The organism is Burkholderia sp. AU31624 (assembly GCF_020420065.1).
Taxonomy (GTDB): domain Bacteria; phylum Pseudomonadota; class Gammaproteobacteria; order Burkholderiales; family Burkholderiaceae; genus Burkholderia.
The window spans coordinates 1-16,182 of sequence record NZ_JAIZRT010000018.1 but is presented as its reverse complement, the minus strand read 5'-3'; the positions used below and the strand labels follow the sequence as shown (position 1 = coordinate 16,182).

11 protein-coding genes and 2 pseudogenes are annotated in these 16,182 nt (G+C 58.3%); 7 read left to right on the top strand and 6 right to left on the bottom strand.

Going from position 1 to position 16,182, the window contains the following annotated elements; translation table 11 throughout:
- Window positions 1–307 precede the first annotated feature (307 nt).
- On the bottom strand, window positions 308–640 hold the full coding sequence (locus LGM89_RS36910) for a hypothetical protein (protein WP_226275807.1): 333 nt from the start codon (window positions 638–640) through the stop codon (window positions 308–310).
- A 432-nt stretch (window positions 641–1,072) separates the two neighbouring features.
- Here LGM89_RS36910 and LGM89_RS36905 point away from each other — a divergent pair, with 432 nt between their 5' ends.
- A complete protein-coding gene (locus tag LGM89_RS36905) occupies window positions 1,073–2,014 on the top strand; it encodes a COG2958 family protein (protein ID WP_226275806.1) in 942 nt (313 codons plus the stop codon).
- 150 nt (window positions 2,015–2,164) lie between these two features.
- On the opposite strand, the pseudogene LGM89_RS36900 reads toward LGM89_RS36905, so the two are convergent.
- Window positions 2,165–2,913 (bottom strand): annotated as a pseudogene (locus LGM89_RS36900) (transposase); the annotation flags it as partial.
- A 643-nt stretch (window positions 2,914–3,556) separates the two neighbouring features.
- Between LGM89_RS36900 and LGM89_RS37400 the strand changes: the two are divergent.
- Window positions 3,557–3,706, top strand: a pseudogene (locus LGM89_RS37400) (MerR family DNA-binding transcriptional regulator); the annotation flags it as partial.
- A gap of 114 nt (window positions 3,707–3,820) precedes the next feature.
- The gene (locus tag LGM89_RS36890; RefSeq protein WP_226275808.1) at window positions 3,821–6,829 is read left to right on the top strand and encodes an N-6 DNA methylase; all 3,009 of its coding nucleotides are present in this window, start codon (window positions 3,821–3,823) and stop codon (window positions 6,827–6,829) included.
- Here the strand turns inward: LGM89_RS36890 and LGM89_RS36885 are convergent.
- The 4 genes from LGM89_RS36885 to dnaA all read right to left on the bottom strand — a co-directional run bounded on the left by LGM89_RS36885 (window position 6,799) and on the right by dnaA (window position 12,909).
- Entirely contained in the window at window positions 6,799–7,188 is a 390-nt protein-coding gene (locus tag LGM89_RS36885; RefSeq protein ID WP_226275805.1) for a hypothetical protein, read from the bottom strand. The two genes, LGM89_RS36890 and LGM89_RS36885, sit on opposite strands and share 31 nt — an antisense overlap.
- Before the next feature lie 201 nt (window positions 7,189–7,389).
- Window positions 7,390–9,864, bottom strand: a complete 2,475-nt coding sequence (gyrB, locus tag LGM89_RS36880; RefSeq protein WP_226275804.1) for a DNA topoisomerase (ATP-hydrolyzing) subunit B — start codon at window positions 9,862–9,864, stop codon at window positions 7,390–7,392.
- Window positions 9,865–10,056: 192 nt separating this feature from the next.
- On the bottom strand, window positions 10,057–11,163 hold the full coding sequence (gene dnaN / locus LGM89_RS36875) for a DNA polymerase III subunit beta (RefSeq protein ID WP_071335272.1): 1,107 nt from the start codon (window positions 11,161–11,163) through the stop codon (window positions 10,057–10,059).
- A 168-nt stretch (window positions 11,164–11,331) separates the two neighbouring features.
- The gene (dnaA, locus tag LGM89_RS36870; RefSeq protein WP_226275803.1) at window positions 11,332–12,909 is read right to left on the bottom strand and encodes a chromosomal replication initiator protein DnaA; all 1,578 of its coding nucleotides are present in this window, start codon (window positions 12,907–12,909) and stop codon (window positions 11,332–11,334) included.
- Between the two features lie 421 nt (window positions 12,910–13,330).
- Here dnaA and rpmH point away from each other — a divergent pair, with 421 nt between their 5' ends.
- From rpmH to yidC, 4 genes are all read left to right on the top strand, one after another.
- Window positions 13,331–13,465, top strand: coding sequence for a 50S ribosomal protein L34 (rpmH, locus tag LGM89_RS36865; RefSeq protein ID WP_004198824.1), 135 nt, complete (start codon window positions 13,331–13,333; stop codon window positions 13,463–13,465).
- Between the two features lie 15 nt (window positions 13,466–13,480).
- Entirely contained in the window at window positions 13,481–13,942 is a 462-nt protein-coding gene (gene rnpA, locus LGM89_RS36860) for a ribonuclease P protein component (protein ID WP_039364627.1), read from the top strand.
- Between the two features lie 75 nt (window positions 13,943–14,017).
- Window positions 14,018–14,284, top strand: coding sequence for a membrane protein insertion efficiency factor YidD (gene yidD, locus LGM89_RS36855; RefSeq protein WP_006750110.1), 267 nt, complete (start codon window positions 14,018–14,020; stop codon window positions 14,282–14,284).
- An 8-nt stretch (window positions 14,285–14,292) separates the two neighbouring features.
- Complete coding sequence (yidC, locus tag LGM89_RS36850; RefSeq protein WP_226275802.1) at window positions 14,293–15,960, top strand: membrane protein insertase YidC; 1,668 nt, start codon at window positions 14,293–14,295, stop codon at window positions 15,958–15,960.
- Window positions 15,961–16,182: the final 222 nt, after the last annotated feature.

The following is a 16,182-nucleotide window of genomic DNA, read 5'->3' as shown; positions in this document are numbered from 1 at the left end:
ACCGTGAAACGACTCTACGCCGATGATAGTGCGGATTCCCGTGTGAAAGTAGGTAATCGTCAGGCTCCCTAAGCCAGAAACCCCCGCCCGAAAGGCGGGGGTTTTTGCATTTCAGCGGCGGAAATGCGTGTGGAGTACTCGGCATGGATGCTTGTCGTGCTGCACGCGCTGATGCTTGCGATGCCGTCGAATGCCGAGAGAGCGGGACGCAACTTTTCGTCTGTTGTGACGATTGTTGAAGTTACTTGCAGCGCCGCCGCGGACCATTTGCATCAAGGCGTGTGCCGAACTACTTCACGCCGAGCCATCACCAGTCAGTAGAGCCGCGCAAAGCGGCCAGCGCTGCGTAGTCCTCAGCCTCATCCTCTTCTTGGGCAGCTGCCCCATAGGGCTGCTCTCGCCAGTTCAGCGCGCTGTAGTCGGGCGTGATGATGACCCTTCGGGAAGCAAAGCTGAACCGGAGATAGACGCGATCACCCGGTTTGAATCCGAACATCTCGAAATGCGCGTCGATGGCGCGCATCCATGGCATGTACGGTTGGCCATCCTGGGGAAGGTCCGGCTTGTTGCCGAGGGTCAGCTCAACCTCGGGATACTGTTTGAGCTTCTTGGGACGTGACTTACTATAGGCGTTAGCCATTGCCGACTCCTGCAATGAGTTGGTTGTGGTTAGCGGGTCGTATGGGTGGCAGCCCATGCGGCCCGCGCCTTTTGCGGTGACGCTATTTGAGTCTACCTAACTGGGCATCTCGAAATATGGAGAATTCGAGGCGTGGCTAAACGGCATAGGTAGGCGCTCGCGCTCGTGCCGATTACCAGCATGACGTCGTCGGAAACGTGCATATGCTAATGACCGGTCGTCGACGAGTTGGATATATCATCCCGTATGGCACGTGGGACGATTCGCTGTTCTGGAGAGAGCCGTAATCGGGACGAGATCCATACATAAAAATGGATGGAGCCAACCACGACGAGCTTGTATACGAGGGGCTGGGGTAATCGTGCGGATGCGTCAGGACTTTGCTGGTGACTTCGATGCGTCTGTGAGAATCAAAAAAGGAATATAAATAGTATGGCGCTCAATCTAGCTAAGTTGATTCTCGAGTTCCTGAAAGGAAATCCAGACCGGAAGTTTACAGCTCGGCAGATTGCGGAGTGGATTTTTGCTGCACATCCGGAAGAATGTCACGCGAAGAAACTCGGTAGCCAAAATATAGATACGGATGCGAAGCTAATTCAACAGCTCGTTGCCGAGATTGGCGCTTATCGTCCACGGATACAGAAGAGAAATCCTGAGCTTAAAGCCACTGAGGGTAGGCCGCGAAAGTACTACTACTCTGACAAGTCAGATAGTGCGGAGGTGGTCGACGCGGAAAGCGCGAACGTTACTTTGATTGAAGATAAGAATGAGCCCAAGCTGGGCGAGCACGCTTTATATCACCTACTTTCGCGTTATCTGTGGGGAGAGTTCAGTGTGTACTCCAAACGAGTCGACGAGAAACGATCGTCGAATAGGCGGGGACCAAATGGTAATCGTTGGCTCTATCCTGACGTCGTCGGTATGGAGGACTTGGGGGCTGAATGGCTCCGAGAGGTCAGAGAGTGTGTGGGTCAACGTTCCGACAAGCGAACCAGGCTGTGGTCGTTCGAAGTCAAGCTGTTGATCAATCGGTCGAACGTGCGCGAATGCTTCTTCCAGGCCGTATCCAATTCGTCGTGGGCAAATTTCGGCTATTTGGTTGCAGCGGAGATCGAAGGGAACAATACGCTGAAGGAGCTACGAATGTTGTTTGCGGCTCATGGTATCGGCCTCATCAAACTTGATGTGGAGAACCCAGCGGAAAGTCAGGTACTAATTCCGGCACTGGAGCGTGACGAGATTGATTGGGATATGGCTAATCGATTAGCAACTGAGAACAAAGACTTCTTGGAATATGTGAAGCTCGTGAAGCGGTTTTACCAGACCGGAGATGCCCGCGCGGCAGACTGGGACGCGTCGGAGATGGCTGACTAACAGAGTCAATGTTGTTGACCTGCCCCCTTCAATATGGCCAATGGACTTCTAGCAGAGTCCCTTTAACCCGACTCCTGGAAAACGGCAGGAGCGTCCGCTGTTGCTCGGTGTTTCGCAGCAAACTCCGTTGACGACAGGTAGTTCGGCGCGCGCTCGAGCCGTATACAAGCCCGAAATACCATGATCGACGACGATATCGACCGACTCCTTCGTGAAGTCATTGACGATGGTCAAGCGCTTCAGCGGTGGCTATTCAAGGGCGCATCTATGACGAAATCGATTGACGAGGCCTCGTTCAGCGCACTCGGCAAACTCAGCTGCTCGCGTTCAATCGTCACCCCGTGGCGCCGGCGGCGGCGCACCGCCAGTCCCACCTCACGATAAAGGCGATGCACCCGCTTATGGTTCGCTTGAATGCCTTCGCGCTCTACCAGCGCATGGGTCGGGGGTAGCCGAACCGATGGCGTTCATGGGCCAGTTCGACCAAGCGCACTGTCAACGCTTCATTCTCGGCATCTGGCTTAGCGTCGTAATGCAGCACGCCGCGAGAAAGCCCGACAAGCCAGTAGACGCGGCGTTCGGAGATATTGGCCTTCTCCCGAATCGCCACCACTGCTGCGCGTTTGACTTGTGGGTTCAGGGCTTCCCCTTTACGACCACCTTGAGGGCTTCCATGTCGAGCATCGCCTCAGCCAGCAGTTTCTTGAGCCGCGTGTTCTCGTTCTCCGGGTCCTCGAATCGGCGGGCTTCCGATACTGCATGCCACCGAACTTCGCACGACAGGTGTAGAACGACGCGTCACTAAAGCCGTGCTTCCTGCGCAGCTCGTTGACTGACAGGGTGGCCTCCACCTCCTTCAGAAAGCCGATTGTTTGCTCTTCTGTAAAGCGCCTCTTTATGTTCGTCCTCTCCGAAAACGACCTTTACTAGGTTTCGGCTGACCCTGTTTGCTGGGGGGAGGTCAGGTGACTGAGCGCCGGCAACGGGTGTTGCCGAGACGGGCATCCTCCCGCCGACTGTTCGAAGTGGTACAGCTCTCAGTCAGTACTGTTAAGGGCTTTGAGCACCACTTGTAGACCCTTGGCTGGGAGAGTCAGGCTTCGGATCAGCTAGCTTTTCGGGAGATTACCGTCTGACTCGACTTGGTAGATGATGTGGTTCCTTGCAGGGGCTGCCAAGGTGTTGCTGCGGCACCGGGCGAACAGGATGTGAACTTGTCGCGAGTCTGGATAGATTCCAGCCTGAATAGAAGAGGGGGCGCGAAGGGTCTTATGGGCGACTTCGATCGGGAGATCGGTGCGACCACCTGTATAGGCGGTTGGCGCTAGCCGGCGCGCTTCAGTGTTGGAGGCCCCGGTGGTGGTCCGGGAGACCGGACAGGGATATGCATCTGATCAGCTGGATGACCTGACCGGATCGCTGGGAAGATCCATGCGCTTGAGTTTGTCAACGGGAAATACTTTGCAGCTTCTCCATGAATCGGCGACAATGCGTCAGAAGTCGGTCAGACACAACGTCTAGAAAAATTGTAGGGTTTGTGCAATGGACAAAAAAACACAGCTGTTGATGGTTGGGCAAGCAGCCGCTCTCCTCGGTGTCTCAAGAGGTACGATTCGCGAGTGGGATAGAACTGGGAAATTGACTTCCTATCGTGACCCTGATAACGGCTATCGCCTATTTTGTCAGTCGGAACTTGTAGCTCTTGCGGAGCAACTGAGCGAAGGGAGAGAGGCCGAAGACCATTTATCGTTAACTACTAGAAGCGTACGGAGTGCTAGGCGCCTAGTGAATCGAATTTCGCGATTGATGCGCGACCTGGATGGGTCAAGTGATCTTTTGGGGCGCTTCGATGAATTGTCGAAAATGTGGATCCTGGAGGCGGCTTGTGAGCAGGGATTGGTAGAAGAGAGCGCATTGAATCGGCTTGCGCTCGAAACGGACTCACAATACGGACATCGTTTACATGGAGTGTACAAGCGGTTCGCTAAGAGTCAGTCCATTTTTATTCCCGAGCGATTTTCAAAAATGGTGGCAAATCCAATAGCGACTGCCGCCGTGATGGACGACGTCAGAACATCTCTCTTGGGACCTCATCAAGACGGGCTCGGGCTGGCATATGAGGAGATGGTTCGCCGAACTTTTGATAAAAGCGAAAATCAGCAGTTTTTTACGCCTTCTCAGTTAACCGCATTCATGATCTCTCTTGCCGCACATGACCCGATGGGTTTTGTTGGAGATCCCGCGTGCGGTTCAGGGGGCTTTCTGGTGGAAATCGCGAAAAGTAACGCCGATTTCGAGAAACTGTGGGGTTTCGAAATTGATGAGCGATTGGCCTGGATAGCTGGCGTAAATCTTATGTCCCATGGGCTAACCTCTGATGATTTTACGATCAACTATGATGTCCGGAATGGCTCTCTTGGTAACGGTATCGACGAATGGCGGGGGAAGCTTGATACAATTATTACCAATCCACCTTTTGGTAGTGACGTGGGCGAGGCAACGATTCTAAATCAATATGTGCTTGGCAAAGGAAAAATATCACGTCGACGAGGTGTGTTGTTCCTTGAACGATGTGCGGACTTGTTGCGGCCCGGTGGGCGGCTGTTTACCGTCATTGACGACGGAGTTCTTTCGCAACCTAACGCGGCAGATGTCCGAATTCTTTTGCGCGAGAAGTACGACATACTCGGCGTAATTTCATTGCCGGATTCTTCGTTTATGCCATATGCGACAGTGAAAACGTCGATTGTAATTTTGCAACGGAAGGCGATTGAGGGTAAAAAAATTCACAAGGAGATGTTCTGCGCCACGGCTGATTCAATTGGCCGTCGTCCCAATGGTGACGAAGATATCATATATGGGCGAGATGGTAGTGCAACGATCAATTCCGATTTGCCTGCGATTGCCGGTGCGTGGAGTGACTTCCTCAAGGGAAAGCCAATTCCCACTTGTAAGGGTGTCTTCACTGTCAAAATAGATACTGTTGTTCCGGAGAAAGGGCAGCGAATTGATGTTTTGGCCCTTGAGCCCCATCGACGACAATTGGTTAAGCGGCTTGGTGAGATTGGAGATTCTTGCGTCCCTCTTTCGGACCTCTGTGTTGAGCGTAATGAATTGGTTCATCCGATGGAGGAACTGGAGGGAGAGCTTATCTCTTACACAGGGCTGGCGGATATTGAGTCTATGACGGGTCGACACAGTAAGAATATCGTCCCTGCAATATCATTGAAGAGCCAGGTCAAACGATATAAGCGTGGAGATATTCTCTTTGCTCGAATGAGACCGAATTTGCGGAAAGTTGCTTTCGTTGAAGAAGACGATGGTTTCGTATCTCCCGAGTGCATTGTGTTGAAAACTAGAGAGAGCGAGGATGGGCAACCGATTGTTGATCGACGGCTCTTGGCAACCTTGCTCCGGTCGGATGTCGTCTATGCGCAAGTGGAGGGAAAGGTTACGGGTATCGGTCGGCCTCGTATATCGGCTGATGACTTGCTTTCTTGTCTAGTTCCATTGGCGCGAGGCGAAGCACTTCATGCAGCGATGCGATTGCATTTGGCGGATGTCCAGACGGAAGCTGACATTCGCCTAGATCTAGAGCGGATCAACGAGCGCTTAGCGCAGCAGGTCAAGCGAGGGGCTGCACGATTGGCGGATGTAATGTTGGGTGAGGACAATCTTGATGCCCTTGCTCACGTACGCCATGCCGCGGAAGGTCGACTACCACTTACCGAGACTCGAAAATGGTTGAATGAGACAATTGGACCGAAGCTGAAGAGTCGACTCCGCGAAAATTCTGCGATGCGTCGGATCAGCGTATTTGAGGGTACTCAACTACCACTTGCACCGGAAGTCATCTCCAGTGTACGCGGGCGTGTTTCACAGTTTTTGGAGACGCAATTCGGTGATCTAATGGAGGCGACTTTGCATGATGAAGGGTTGGTCGAAGCCTTTATTGGCACTGTTGCTGCGCATCAATATCCAGATTTTGAACTACGTTTTTCAGATGACACCAAGGGGCTTCGGTTTGAAGTCAAGGCGATTGAGTGTCTGGCCGATGAGGCGGCAGCTAATTTCGCTACGCTTCTTGGGCAGATACGAGAGGAAACGGACTATCTCGCCCTAATTATTTGGGCATGGGATGAATCACCCTCTCGAATTCAAAGACGACGCACACCGCAGGTACAAGATATCCATTTCTTTCACGCGCGAAGTCTCGCGCTAATGCGGGACCATCATTGGCTTACAACGCCAGATCGCAAAAAAGGGAAAAATGGATTGCAGGGCTTTGATAGCTTGAGGGCGTGGACCGGCGTTCGCGACAACTTGGAGCACGAGCAAAATAATTATGGGAAAATTCTCAGACTTTTTGATAGTGACATTGTGCCCACTCGTTTGGCGTCGAAGTCGTTAGTTGCTGAAACGATCGGGGATTTCTGGAGTTTCAAAGTCTGGTTGTCGCGCAATCGCTTTGAGGTTCTTCGGGATGTGTTTTTGCCAGCGGTTTCTGAATTGATTACTGGGGGTTTGGCTATGCCAACTGCTGTGAGATCCGTGAGTGAAGATCTTGCTGTTTGCGGTCCCGTTGGTCTCGCGTATGCGCGCGAGTTGAGTCCAAAAGCACGGATGCAGGGAATGAAGGAGCATTCATTAACACATCTCTTTTATGTCACCGCAGTTGGAAGGCTGTCGCATCTGGAATACAAAGATGAGTCGATACCGAGAAAGGTCGTAGGCCGACAGCATCAGTCTAAAGATGGCAGCATCCGACCGGTCGATTGGTTGGCCTATTGTGAAGCGTTGTCATCGACGCTTTGATCATCGGTTAGTGGCTTGGACCGTTTCTTTTCTACTCGGTCCAAGTCTGCCTGAATTTCTTCGAAAATGTAAGCAAGTTGTTTGGAGTAGGTCCTGCCGGATACATGATTCATATAGTCTGTGAGCCCCGATGCAGTGAATCTCCTTACAGCGCGGCCCTTAGTTAGATGGCATAGATCAAACTCATTTCCGATCGTTTTTCTCACCGGGAAGAAATATCCGCCTTCATTTTCGGCCGCATTTGTTGGCAATAATAGTAACGTCGCAGTCGGTTGCTCTGAAAGTGCGGCCTCAATGTCAGCGACTACGATGAGTTCGTCTTTTTTTATTGTTCGAATCGGAAACGAAGGCTTCGGCATGGTGTTCGGCAAGAGTAGTCAGGTGCCGACTGTATCGTCGATTGAAAGTCTTGGGAATTAGGGTCAATGTTCCCCGATCGGCTGGTGGAGTAGCTACCAGGGGGCTTTTTTTTGACGTGCTGACCGGAAATGTCCTGACGAAAACAAAGAGCCCGGCCAGCTTTCGTTGGCCGGGGCAGTCGCGGTGCGTCTTGCGCGACCTCAAACGTCAATATTCCCCGCCCGCAACGCATTCGATTCGATAAACGCTCGACGCGGCTCCACATCATCCCCCATGAGGGTAGTAAAGATCCCATCCGCGGCAATCGCGTCTTCGATCTGCACACGCAGCAGACGCCGCACAGCCGGATCCATCGTCGTTTCCCACAGCTGCTCGGGGTTCATCTCGCCGAGCCCCTTATAGCGTTGTTTGGAGACGTTCCGTTCAGCATCAGCCAGCAGCCACTTCATCGCGCTCTTGAAGTCCGCCACGGCCATGCTGCGCTCACCGCGCTTGATGACCGCACCTTCCCCGATGAGCCCCTTGAACGTATTCGCGGTGGTCACGAGCTGCTGATAATCCGCCGTGTGCTGGAATTCCTGGTCGATGACCGAAACCCGCACGTTGCCGTGATGCGTACGTTCGACGTGCAGCGCCCGCTGTTCGCGAACCGGATCATACGAAGGCACGACACGTACTTCGTTCTTCAGCGCTTCATCATGCAACGCAGCGTGCAGCGCCTTAGCCGAAGCCTCAGTCGAAGCCTCATTGGAAAGATCGATCACCACCCCGTCCATGACCGCTTCCAGCGCGGCCGGGTCATACAACCGGCTCAAGCGCTCAATAACGCTCTGCGACAGCAGATACGACCGCGCCAGCTCGCCAAGCGCATCGCCGGAAATCGCCGCCGCATTCTCACCCGGCACCAACTCCGACCCTTGCAGCGCCAACCGCAGCATATGCGCGTTGAGTTCCACGTCATCCTTCAGATACCGCTCGTCCTTGCCCGCCTTGATCTTGTAAAGCGGCGGCTGCGCGATATACACGTACCCGCGCTCGATCATGTCCGGCATTTGGCGATAGAGGAACGTGAGCAGCAGCGTGCGGATGTGCGCACCGTCCACGTCCGCGTCGGTCATGATGATGATGCGGTGATAGCGGAGCTTGTCGAGGTTGTAATCCTCTTTGCCGATCCCGCACCCCAGCGCAGTCACGAGCGTGACGATTTGCTCCGACGACAGCAGCTTGTCGTAGCGTGCCTTCTCGACGTTCAGCACCTTGCCGCGCAGCGGCAGGATGGCCTGGAACTTCCGATCACGCCCTTGCTTTGCCGACCCACCTGCCGAGTCACCCTCGACGATGTAGATTTCGCACTTCGCCGGGTCCTTCTCCTGGCAGTCCGCGAGCTTGCCCGGCAGGCCGACGCCGTCGAGCACGCCCTTGCGTCGCGTCATCTCACGCGCCTTCCGCGCAGCATCACGCGCACGAGCAGCTTCGACGATCTTCCCGCAGATGATCTTCGCGTCGATCGGCGTTTCCAAAAGGAATTCTTCCAGCGCCTTCGCCACAACTTCTTCAACCGGCGCACGCACTTCCGACGAAACCAGCTTGTCCTTCGTCTGCGAGCTGAACTTCGGCTCCGGCACCTTCACGGAAAGCACGCACGACAGCCCTTCGCGCATGTCGTCGCCGGTCGTCTCGACCTTCGCCTTCTTCGCGATTTCGTTATCGGTGATGTACTTGTTGATGACGCGCGTCATCGCGGCCCGCAGGCCGGTCAGGTGTGTGCCGCCGTCGCGCTGCGGAATGTTGTTCGTGAAGCACAGCACGTTTTCGTTGTAGCTGTCGTTCCACTGCATCGCGACTTCGACGCCCACGCCATCCTTCTCGCCGGTGGCGAAGAAAACGGTCGGGTGCAGGTTGGTCTTCGTCTTGTTGATGAATTCAACGAAGCCCTTCACACCGCCGGCGAACGCGAAATCGTCTTCCTTGCCGGAACGCAGATCGGTGAGCCGAATCCGCACACCGTTGTTCAGGAACGAAAGCTCGCGCATCCGCTTCGCGAGGATGTCGTAGTGATACTCGACCGTGCCGAAAATCGTCGGATCGGCCATGAAGTGCACTTCGGTGCCGCGGTTCTCGGTGTCACCGGTCACCAGCATCGGCGACACTTCGACACCATCGACCACCTCGAGCACGCGATCCTGTGCGACGCCGCGATGGAACTCCATGAACCGCTTCTTGCCGTCGCGGCGCACCGTGAGGCGCAGCCAGCTCGACAGTGCGTTCACGCACGACACACCCACGCCGTGCAGGCCACCGGACACCTTGTAGCTGTTCTGGTCGAACTTGCCGCCGGCATGCAGCTCGGTCATCACGATTTCGGCAGCACTACGCTTCGGCTCGTGCTTGTCGTTCATCTTCACGTCGGTCGGAATCCCGCGGCCGTTGTCGGTCACGGAAATCGAGTTGTCGGCGTGAATCGTCACGTGGATGTCGTTGCAGTACCCGGCCAACGCTTCGTCGATCGAGTTGTCGAGCACCTCGAACACGAGGTGATGCAGACCGGTGCCGTCCGACGTGTCGCCGATGTACATCCCGGGGCGCTTGCGCACCGCTTCCAGACCTTCGAGGATCTGGATCGACGAGGCGCCGTAGCTGCTGTTATCGGGTTGCGAATTGTGCTGTTCACTCATGGATATCTTCCGGTTCTGCGAGGCCACTCAAGCGGCGGCGCGGTGCGTTTCCTTGCGAAAACGCCGGGCCGCTCCAGTTTTCCTGGCCCGTCCGAGGCGCCGTTAGGGCACCAAAGGGACGGGTTGTCGGTTCGCCATAAAAACGCCAAAGGGGCTTGCCGCCCCCTGGTGTGTGTCGTGATGTCGCGCGCGTCAGATGCGCATCGGCATCACGACATACTTGAACTCGTCGTTCTCGGGCACGGTAATCAGCGCGCTCGAGCTGGCGTCGCCGAGGCTCACCTGCACGGTGTCGACCTTCAGGTTCGCGAGCACGTCGAGCAGATACGTGACGTTGAAGCCGATGTCGACGGTATCGCCCTGGTAGGCGATTTCCAGTTCTTCCTGCGCCTCTTCCTGATCGGCGTTGGTCGACATGATCTTCAGCTGGCCCGGCGCGATGATGCAGCGCACGCCCTTGAACTTGTCCGAGGTGAGAATGGCCGCGCGCTGCAGCGAGCGCTGCAGCTCTTCACGGCCGATCTCGAACGTGTTCTTGTGCGCCTTCGGGATCACGCGCTGGAAGTCGGGGAACTTGCCCTCGACGAGTTTCGACACGAGCTCGACCTGGCCAAAGGTGAACTTGGCCTGGGTTTGCGCGATGTCGATGGTGACGGTGTCGTCGATGTCTTCGAGCAGGCGCTGCAGCTCGAGAATCGTCTTGCGCGGCACGATGACTTCCTGGCGGCCGAACGTGCCGCCTTCGATCTTCATCGACGAGAACGCGAGGCGGTGGCCGTCGGTGGCCACGGCCATCAGCTGGTCGCCGTCGACGACGAGCAGCATGCCGTTCAGGTAGTAGCGGATGTCCTGCTGCGCCATCGCGAAGTGCACCATGCCGAGCAGCTGGCGGAACGACTTCTGCGGGACGGTGAGCGTGGCGCCGAAATCCTTCGCCTGCGCGACGGTCGGGAACTCGTCGGCCGCCAGCGTCTGGAGTGCGAAACGGCTCTTGCCGGATTGAACGGTGAGGCGCTTGTCGGCGAGCGACAGCGTGACCTGGCCGTCAGGCATCGCGCGCAGGATGTCGAGCAGCTTGCGCGCCGCGACGGTGGTCGCGACCTGGTCGCCGCCGACGCCGAAATCCGCGCGCGTGGTGATCTGCAGCTCCAGGTCGGTCGACAGGAACGAAACGTCCGAGCCGTTCTTGGTGATCAGCAGGTTGGCGAGGATCGGCAACGTATGGCGGCGTTCGACGATGCCGCTGACCGTTTGCAGCGGCCTGAGGAGGGTGTCTCGTTCGGTCTTGACCAGTTGCATAGAGTTCCTTCGTTGAGTAACGGCCTGCAGCGCAGCAGCCTCGCAGCGCCCCGCCGGCCGGGCTCTTGGCCCGCCACCACCGGGGCGGTCAAACCAGTATTGTGCCTCAAAACCGAACCGCCCCCCTTAAATTGGGGCGGAGGCCGAATTATCAAGCGCGCCGCGCGCTCAGCCCTTCAGCGTCTGTTCCAGCACGTGCAGCTCGTGGTTGAGCTGCGCGTCCTTGCTGCGTTCGTCGGCGATCTTGCGCACCGCGTGCAGCACGGTGGTGTGATCGCGCCCGCCGAACAGCTCGCCGATTTCCGGCAGGCTCTTCTGCGTGAGTTCCTTCGCCAGGTACATCGCAATCTGCCGCGGCCGCGCGATGTTCGCGGGACGCTTCTTCGAGTACATGTCCGCGACCTTGATGTTGTAGAAGTCGGCGACGGTCTTCTGGATGTTCTCGACCGAAATCTGCCGGTTCTGCACGGTCAGCAGGTCCTTCAGCGCTTCCTTGGTCAGCTCGATCGAGATCTCGCGGCCGTGGAACTTCGAATACGCGAGGATCTTGCGCAGCGCGCCTTCGAGTTCGCGCACGTTCGAGCGCAGGTGCTTCGCGACGAAGAACGCGACGTCTTCCGACAGGTTCACGCCTTCCGACTGCGCCTTGCGCATCAGGATCGCGACGCGCATTTCCAGCTCGGGCGGCTCGATCGCGACGGTGAGGCCCGAGTCGAAGCGCGAAATCAGGCGATCGTCGATGCCCGAGATTTCCTTCGGATACGTGTCGCTGGTGATGATCACCTGCGCCTTGTTCGCGACCAGCGCCTCGAACGCGTAGAAGAATTCCTCTTGCGTGCGCGACTTGCCGGAGAAGAACTGAATATCGTCGATCAGCAGCAGGTCGAGCGAGTGGTAGTAGCGCTTGAAGTCGTCGAATGCCTTGCGCTGGTACGCCTTCACCACGTCCGACACGTATTGCTCGGCGTGGATGTAGCGGATCCGCGCGCCGGCCTTGTCGAGCAGCAGCTGGTTGCCGATCGCGTGGATCAGGTGGGTCTTGCCGAGGCCGACGCCGCCGTACAGGAACAGCGGGTTGTACGAGATGCCCGGGTTGTCCGCGACCTGGATCGCGGCGGCGCGCGCGAGCTGGTTCGCCTTACCGGTCACGAAGTTGTCGAACGTGAGCACGGGGTTCAGCTTCGAGCGCTCGTACATCGAATCGGCTTCGCCGCCGTTGGCCGGCGCGGCGCCGGGGCCCGGGCGCCACGTGCGGCGGCCGGCGGCCGCTTCGTGCGCGGGCAGGCTCGGCAGGTCGATGTCGGCGTCGTCGGCGTTCAGGTGGTGCGCGGCGGCTGCCGACGGCGTCATCGGCACGTCGGCCGGTGCGGCGGGCGCAGCGGCGGCATGCGCGGTCAGGTTGGCGGCGATCGCAGCCACCGTCGCGGCGGGGCCGGTCGGGGCCAGCGGCGTGCGCGGGGCGGCCGGTGCTGCGCCGGCGGCGGCGCTGCGCATGCCTGCCTTGGGATCGAGGACGAACTGGACTTCGATCGGCGTGTTCCAGAATTCGCGGGCCAGATCGCTGATCCGTCCCGAAAACTGGCTCTTGACCCAGTCCAGCTTGAAGCGGTTCGGCGCGGCGATGGACAGCGTGTTCGCCGACGCATCGAAGGCCACCGGGGCCAAGGGTTTGATCCACGTCACGTACTGCTGGGGCGTTAGCTCGCGCTCCAGCAGTGCGGAACAGTGTTGCCAGAAATCGTTCATCAAGTAACTGTCGTTTTTTGCATGCACAGCGCGGCTCGCCGGCGCCCTTGTCGCGGTAGCGCAACAAGGCCCGAAGCGGTCGTGCGAGCGTGCCTCGGACGCCTGCGTCACAGTGTTGGAGGGGCAGGCGCGAGCCGAAGCGGCGTGCGGGATTCTTGGAGATAAGGCGAGATTCTACCGCCAAACGCGGCCACAGAGCGAGTTATCCACAGGCCGGTTGTGTGGGGCGCGGGGCCGGATCGCTCGGGGCGGGCACAGGCGATCGACTCCTAAAGTATTGACCGTCAACGGAAAAACGGTTTAAATAGCGGGTTCCGCGAAAACCAATCCTGTATTCCCGGCGATTGCGTTCGCCCGAATGCCTCCGGTTAAGGGCACGCGGTCCCCTGAATTTCGACATTCTCGAACAAGTGAGAACATCATGAAACGTACTTACCAACCGTCCGTGACGCGCCGCAAGCGCACCCATGGCTTCCGTGTCCGCATGAAGACGGCAGGTGGCCGCAAGGTCATCAACGCTCGCCGCGCGAAGGGCCGCAAGCGCCTCGCCATCTAAGGCAGGTTGCGCGCTGTGTCCGCCGTCCGCAGTCCTGCGGAAGGTGCCGTCGAGCCGGGTGCGAATCCGTCGCAGACGAAAGCCGCCTTCCCGAAAGCTGCGCGACTTCTGAAAACGGATGAATTTTCATCCGTTTTTCGTTTGCGCCCCTGGCGGCGCTCCGCGCACTTCGTGATTTACGGCAAGCCGACCGGTCAGCCCGCGCGTCTGGGGCTCGTCGTCGGCAAGAAGTATGCGCCGCGTGCAGTAACACGTAACCTCGTGAAGCGGCTGGCGCGCGATCAGTTTCGCCTGCGCCGGGCCGAATTCGCCGGTTACGACCTGCTGCTGCGGCAGCACACGCGCTTCGACAAGAAAGCGCTGCCGAGCGCGGCTTCCGCCCCGCTCGCGGCGATGTGTGCGGCCGAGATTCGCGAACTGCTCGACAGGGCAGTCCGGGAGATCGCCCGCCGTGCGTCGAAGCCCGCGTCCGAGTGACGCATCCGTGCCCGGTGCGGCGTTCGCGCCTGCCCGGCCGGTTTTGACGCGGCGCCGAACGGCGTCGCCCAAGGTATGGAAACGGTATTGATCGCCTTGCTGCGCTTCTACAAGGTTGCCGTGAGCCCGATGCTCGGCAACCGTTGCCGTTTTTATCCTTCCTGTTCGGATTACGCGCGCGAGGCAATCCAGTATCATGGCGCCGCGCGCGGCACGTATCTCGCCGTCAGGCGCGTGTGCCGATGCCATCCGTTTTCCGCGGGCGGCATCGACCTCGTCCCGCCGCCCAACTCCGACACTCGCGCTCGCGGCGAAGCCGACGCGCGGTCCCATCGACTCTGAGACAACGCATGGATATCAAACGCACCGTCCTATGGGTGATCTTCTTCATGTCAGCTGTCATGCTGTACGACAACTGGCAGCGGGACCATGGACGCCCGTCGATGTTCTTCCCGAGCGCCACGCAGACGGCCCCCACGGCCGCTGCCGGCGGTGCATCGGGCACGGGCGCGACGACGACGACCGCAGGTGAAGTGCCTGCCGCCGCAGCCGGCGCCGCACCGTCGACGACGGCACCGGCCGCCCAGGCGCAGCTCGTGAAGTTCTCGACCGACGTGTATGACGGCGAAATCGACACGCGCGGCGGCACGCTCGCGAAGTTGACGCTGAAGAAGCAGGGCGACGGCAAGCAGCCCGACCTGTACATCACGCTGTTCGACCACACGGCCGGCCACACGTATCTCGCACGCTCGGGCCTGCTCGGCGGCGATTTCCCGAACCACAACGACGTCTACACGCAGCTGAACCCCGGCTCGACGTCGCTGACGGGTGACCAGAACGCGCTGAAGCTGTCGTTCGAATCGCCGGTGAAGGGCGGCGTGAAGGTCGTGAAGACCTACACGTTCACGCGCGGCAGCTACGTGATCGGCGTCGACACCAAGATCGACAACGTCGGCACGGCACCGGTCACGCCGACGGTCTACATGGAACTGGTGCGCGACAACACGGCCGTCGAAACGCCGATGTTCTCGCACACGTTCCTCGGGCCGGCGGTCTACACGGATGCGAAGCATTTCCAGAAGATCAACTTCAGCGACCTCGACAAGAACAAGGCCGACTACGTGACCTCTGCCGACAACGGCTGGGTCGCGATGGTGCAGCACTACTTCGCGTCGGCCTGGATTCCGCAGCAGGGCGTGAAGCGCGACATCTACGCTGAGAAGATCGATCCGACGCTGTACCGCGTCGGCGTGAAGCAGCCGGTCGCCGCGATCGCGCCGGGCCAGTCGGCCGACGTGCAGGCCCGCCTGTTCGCCGGTCCGGAAGAAGAGCGCATGCTCGAAGGCATCGCGCCGGGCCTGGAACTCGTGAAGGACTACGGCTGGGTGACGATCATCGCGAAGCCGCTGTTCTGGCTGCTCGAGAAGATCCACGGCTACATCGGCAACTGGGGCTGGTCGATCGTGCTGCTGACGATCCTGATCAAGGCCGTGTTCTTCCCGCTGTCGGCGGCGAGCTACAAGTCGATGGCGCGCATGAAGGAAATCACGCCGCGCATGCAGGCGCTGCGCGAACGCTTCAAGAGCGATCCGCAGAAGATGAACGCCGCGCTGATGGAGCTGTACAAGACCGAGAAGGTCAATCCGTTCGGCGGCTGCCTGCCGGTCGTGATCCAGATCCCGGTGTTCATCTCGCTGTACTGGGTGCTGCTCGCGTCGGTCGAAATGCGCGGCGCGCCGTGGGTGCTGTGGATTCACGACCTGTCGCAGCGCGATCCGTTCTTCATCCTGCCGGTGCTGATGGCTGTCTCGATGTACGTGCAGACGAGCCTGAACCCGACGCCGCCGGATCCGGTCCAGGCAAAGATGATGAAGTTCATGCCGATCGCGTTCTCGGTGATGTTCTTCTTCTTCCCGGCCGGCCTCGTGCTGTACTACGTCGTGAACAACGTGCTGTCGATCGCGCAGCAGTACTACATCACGCGCAAGCTCGGCGGGGCCAAGAAGAAACCGGCCTGACGCTCGTGGCATACGCGGGGCGGCGTATTCGCCCCGCGATGCACGAAAAAAAGCCGCATGGTTCGCCCATGCGGCTTTTTGCTTTATGCTGACCCGTCCTGAAATAGGTTGACACTTTTTCGCTGACGCGAAGAGGTGCCAAATGGAGCAAGGGATCAAGCGGACGCAGCGGGACTACAGTCTGGCTTTTAAGCTGTCGGTGGTGGCCCAGGTCGAAAAGGG

What these genes read in the sequence shown, in the direction of transcription:
- yidC (WP_226275802.1), top strand. Translation starts at nt 14,293, where the DNA reads ATGGATATCAAACGCACCGTCCTATGGGTGATCTTCTTCATGTCAGCT.
- dnaA (WP_226275803.1), bottom strand. Translation starts at nt 12,909, where the DNA reads ATGAACGATTTCTGGCAACACTGTTCCGCACTGCTGGAGCGCGAGCTA.
- LGM89_RS36890 (WP_226275808.1), top strand. Translation starts at nt 3,821, where the DNA reads ATGCGCGACCTGGATGGGTCAAGTGATCTTTTGGGGCGCTTCGATGAA.
- LGM89_RS36885 (WP_226275805.1), bottom strand. Translation starts at nt 7,188, where the DNA reads ATGCCGAAGCCTTCGTTTCCGATTCGAACAATAAAAAAAGACGAACTC.
- yidD (WP_006750110.1), top strand. Translation starts at nt 14,018, where the DNA reads ATGGAAACGGTATTGATCGCCTTGCTGCGCTTCTACAAGGTTGCCGTG.
- gyrB (WP_226275804.1), bottom strand. Translation starts at nt 9,864, where the DNA reads ATGAGTGAACAGCACAATTCGCAACCCGATAACAGCAGCTACGGCGCC.
- dnaN (WP_071335272.1), bottom strand. Translation starts at nt 11,163, where the DNA reads ATGCAACTGGTCAAGACCGAACGAGACACCCTCCTCAGGCCGCTGCAA.
- LGM89_RS36905 (WP_226275806.1), top strand. Translation starts at nt 1,073, where the DNA reads ATGGCGCTCAATCTAGCTAAGTTGATTCTCGAGTTCCTGAAAGGAAAT.
- LGM89_RS36910 (WP_226275807.1), bottom strand. Translation starts at nt 640, where the DNA reads ATGGCTAACGCCTATAGTAAGTCACGTCCCAAGAAGCTCAAACAGTAT.
- rpmH (WP_004198824.1), top strand. Translation starts at nt 13,331, where the DNA reads ATGAAACGTACTTACCAACCGTCCGTGACGCGCCGCAAGCGCACCCAT.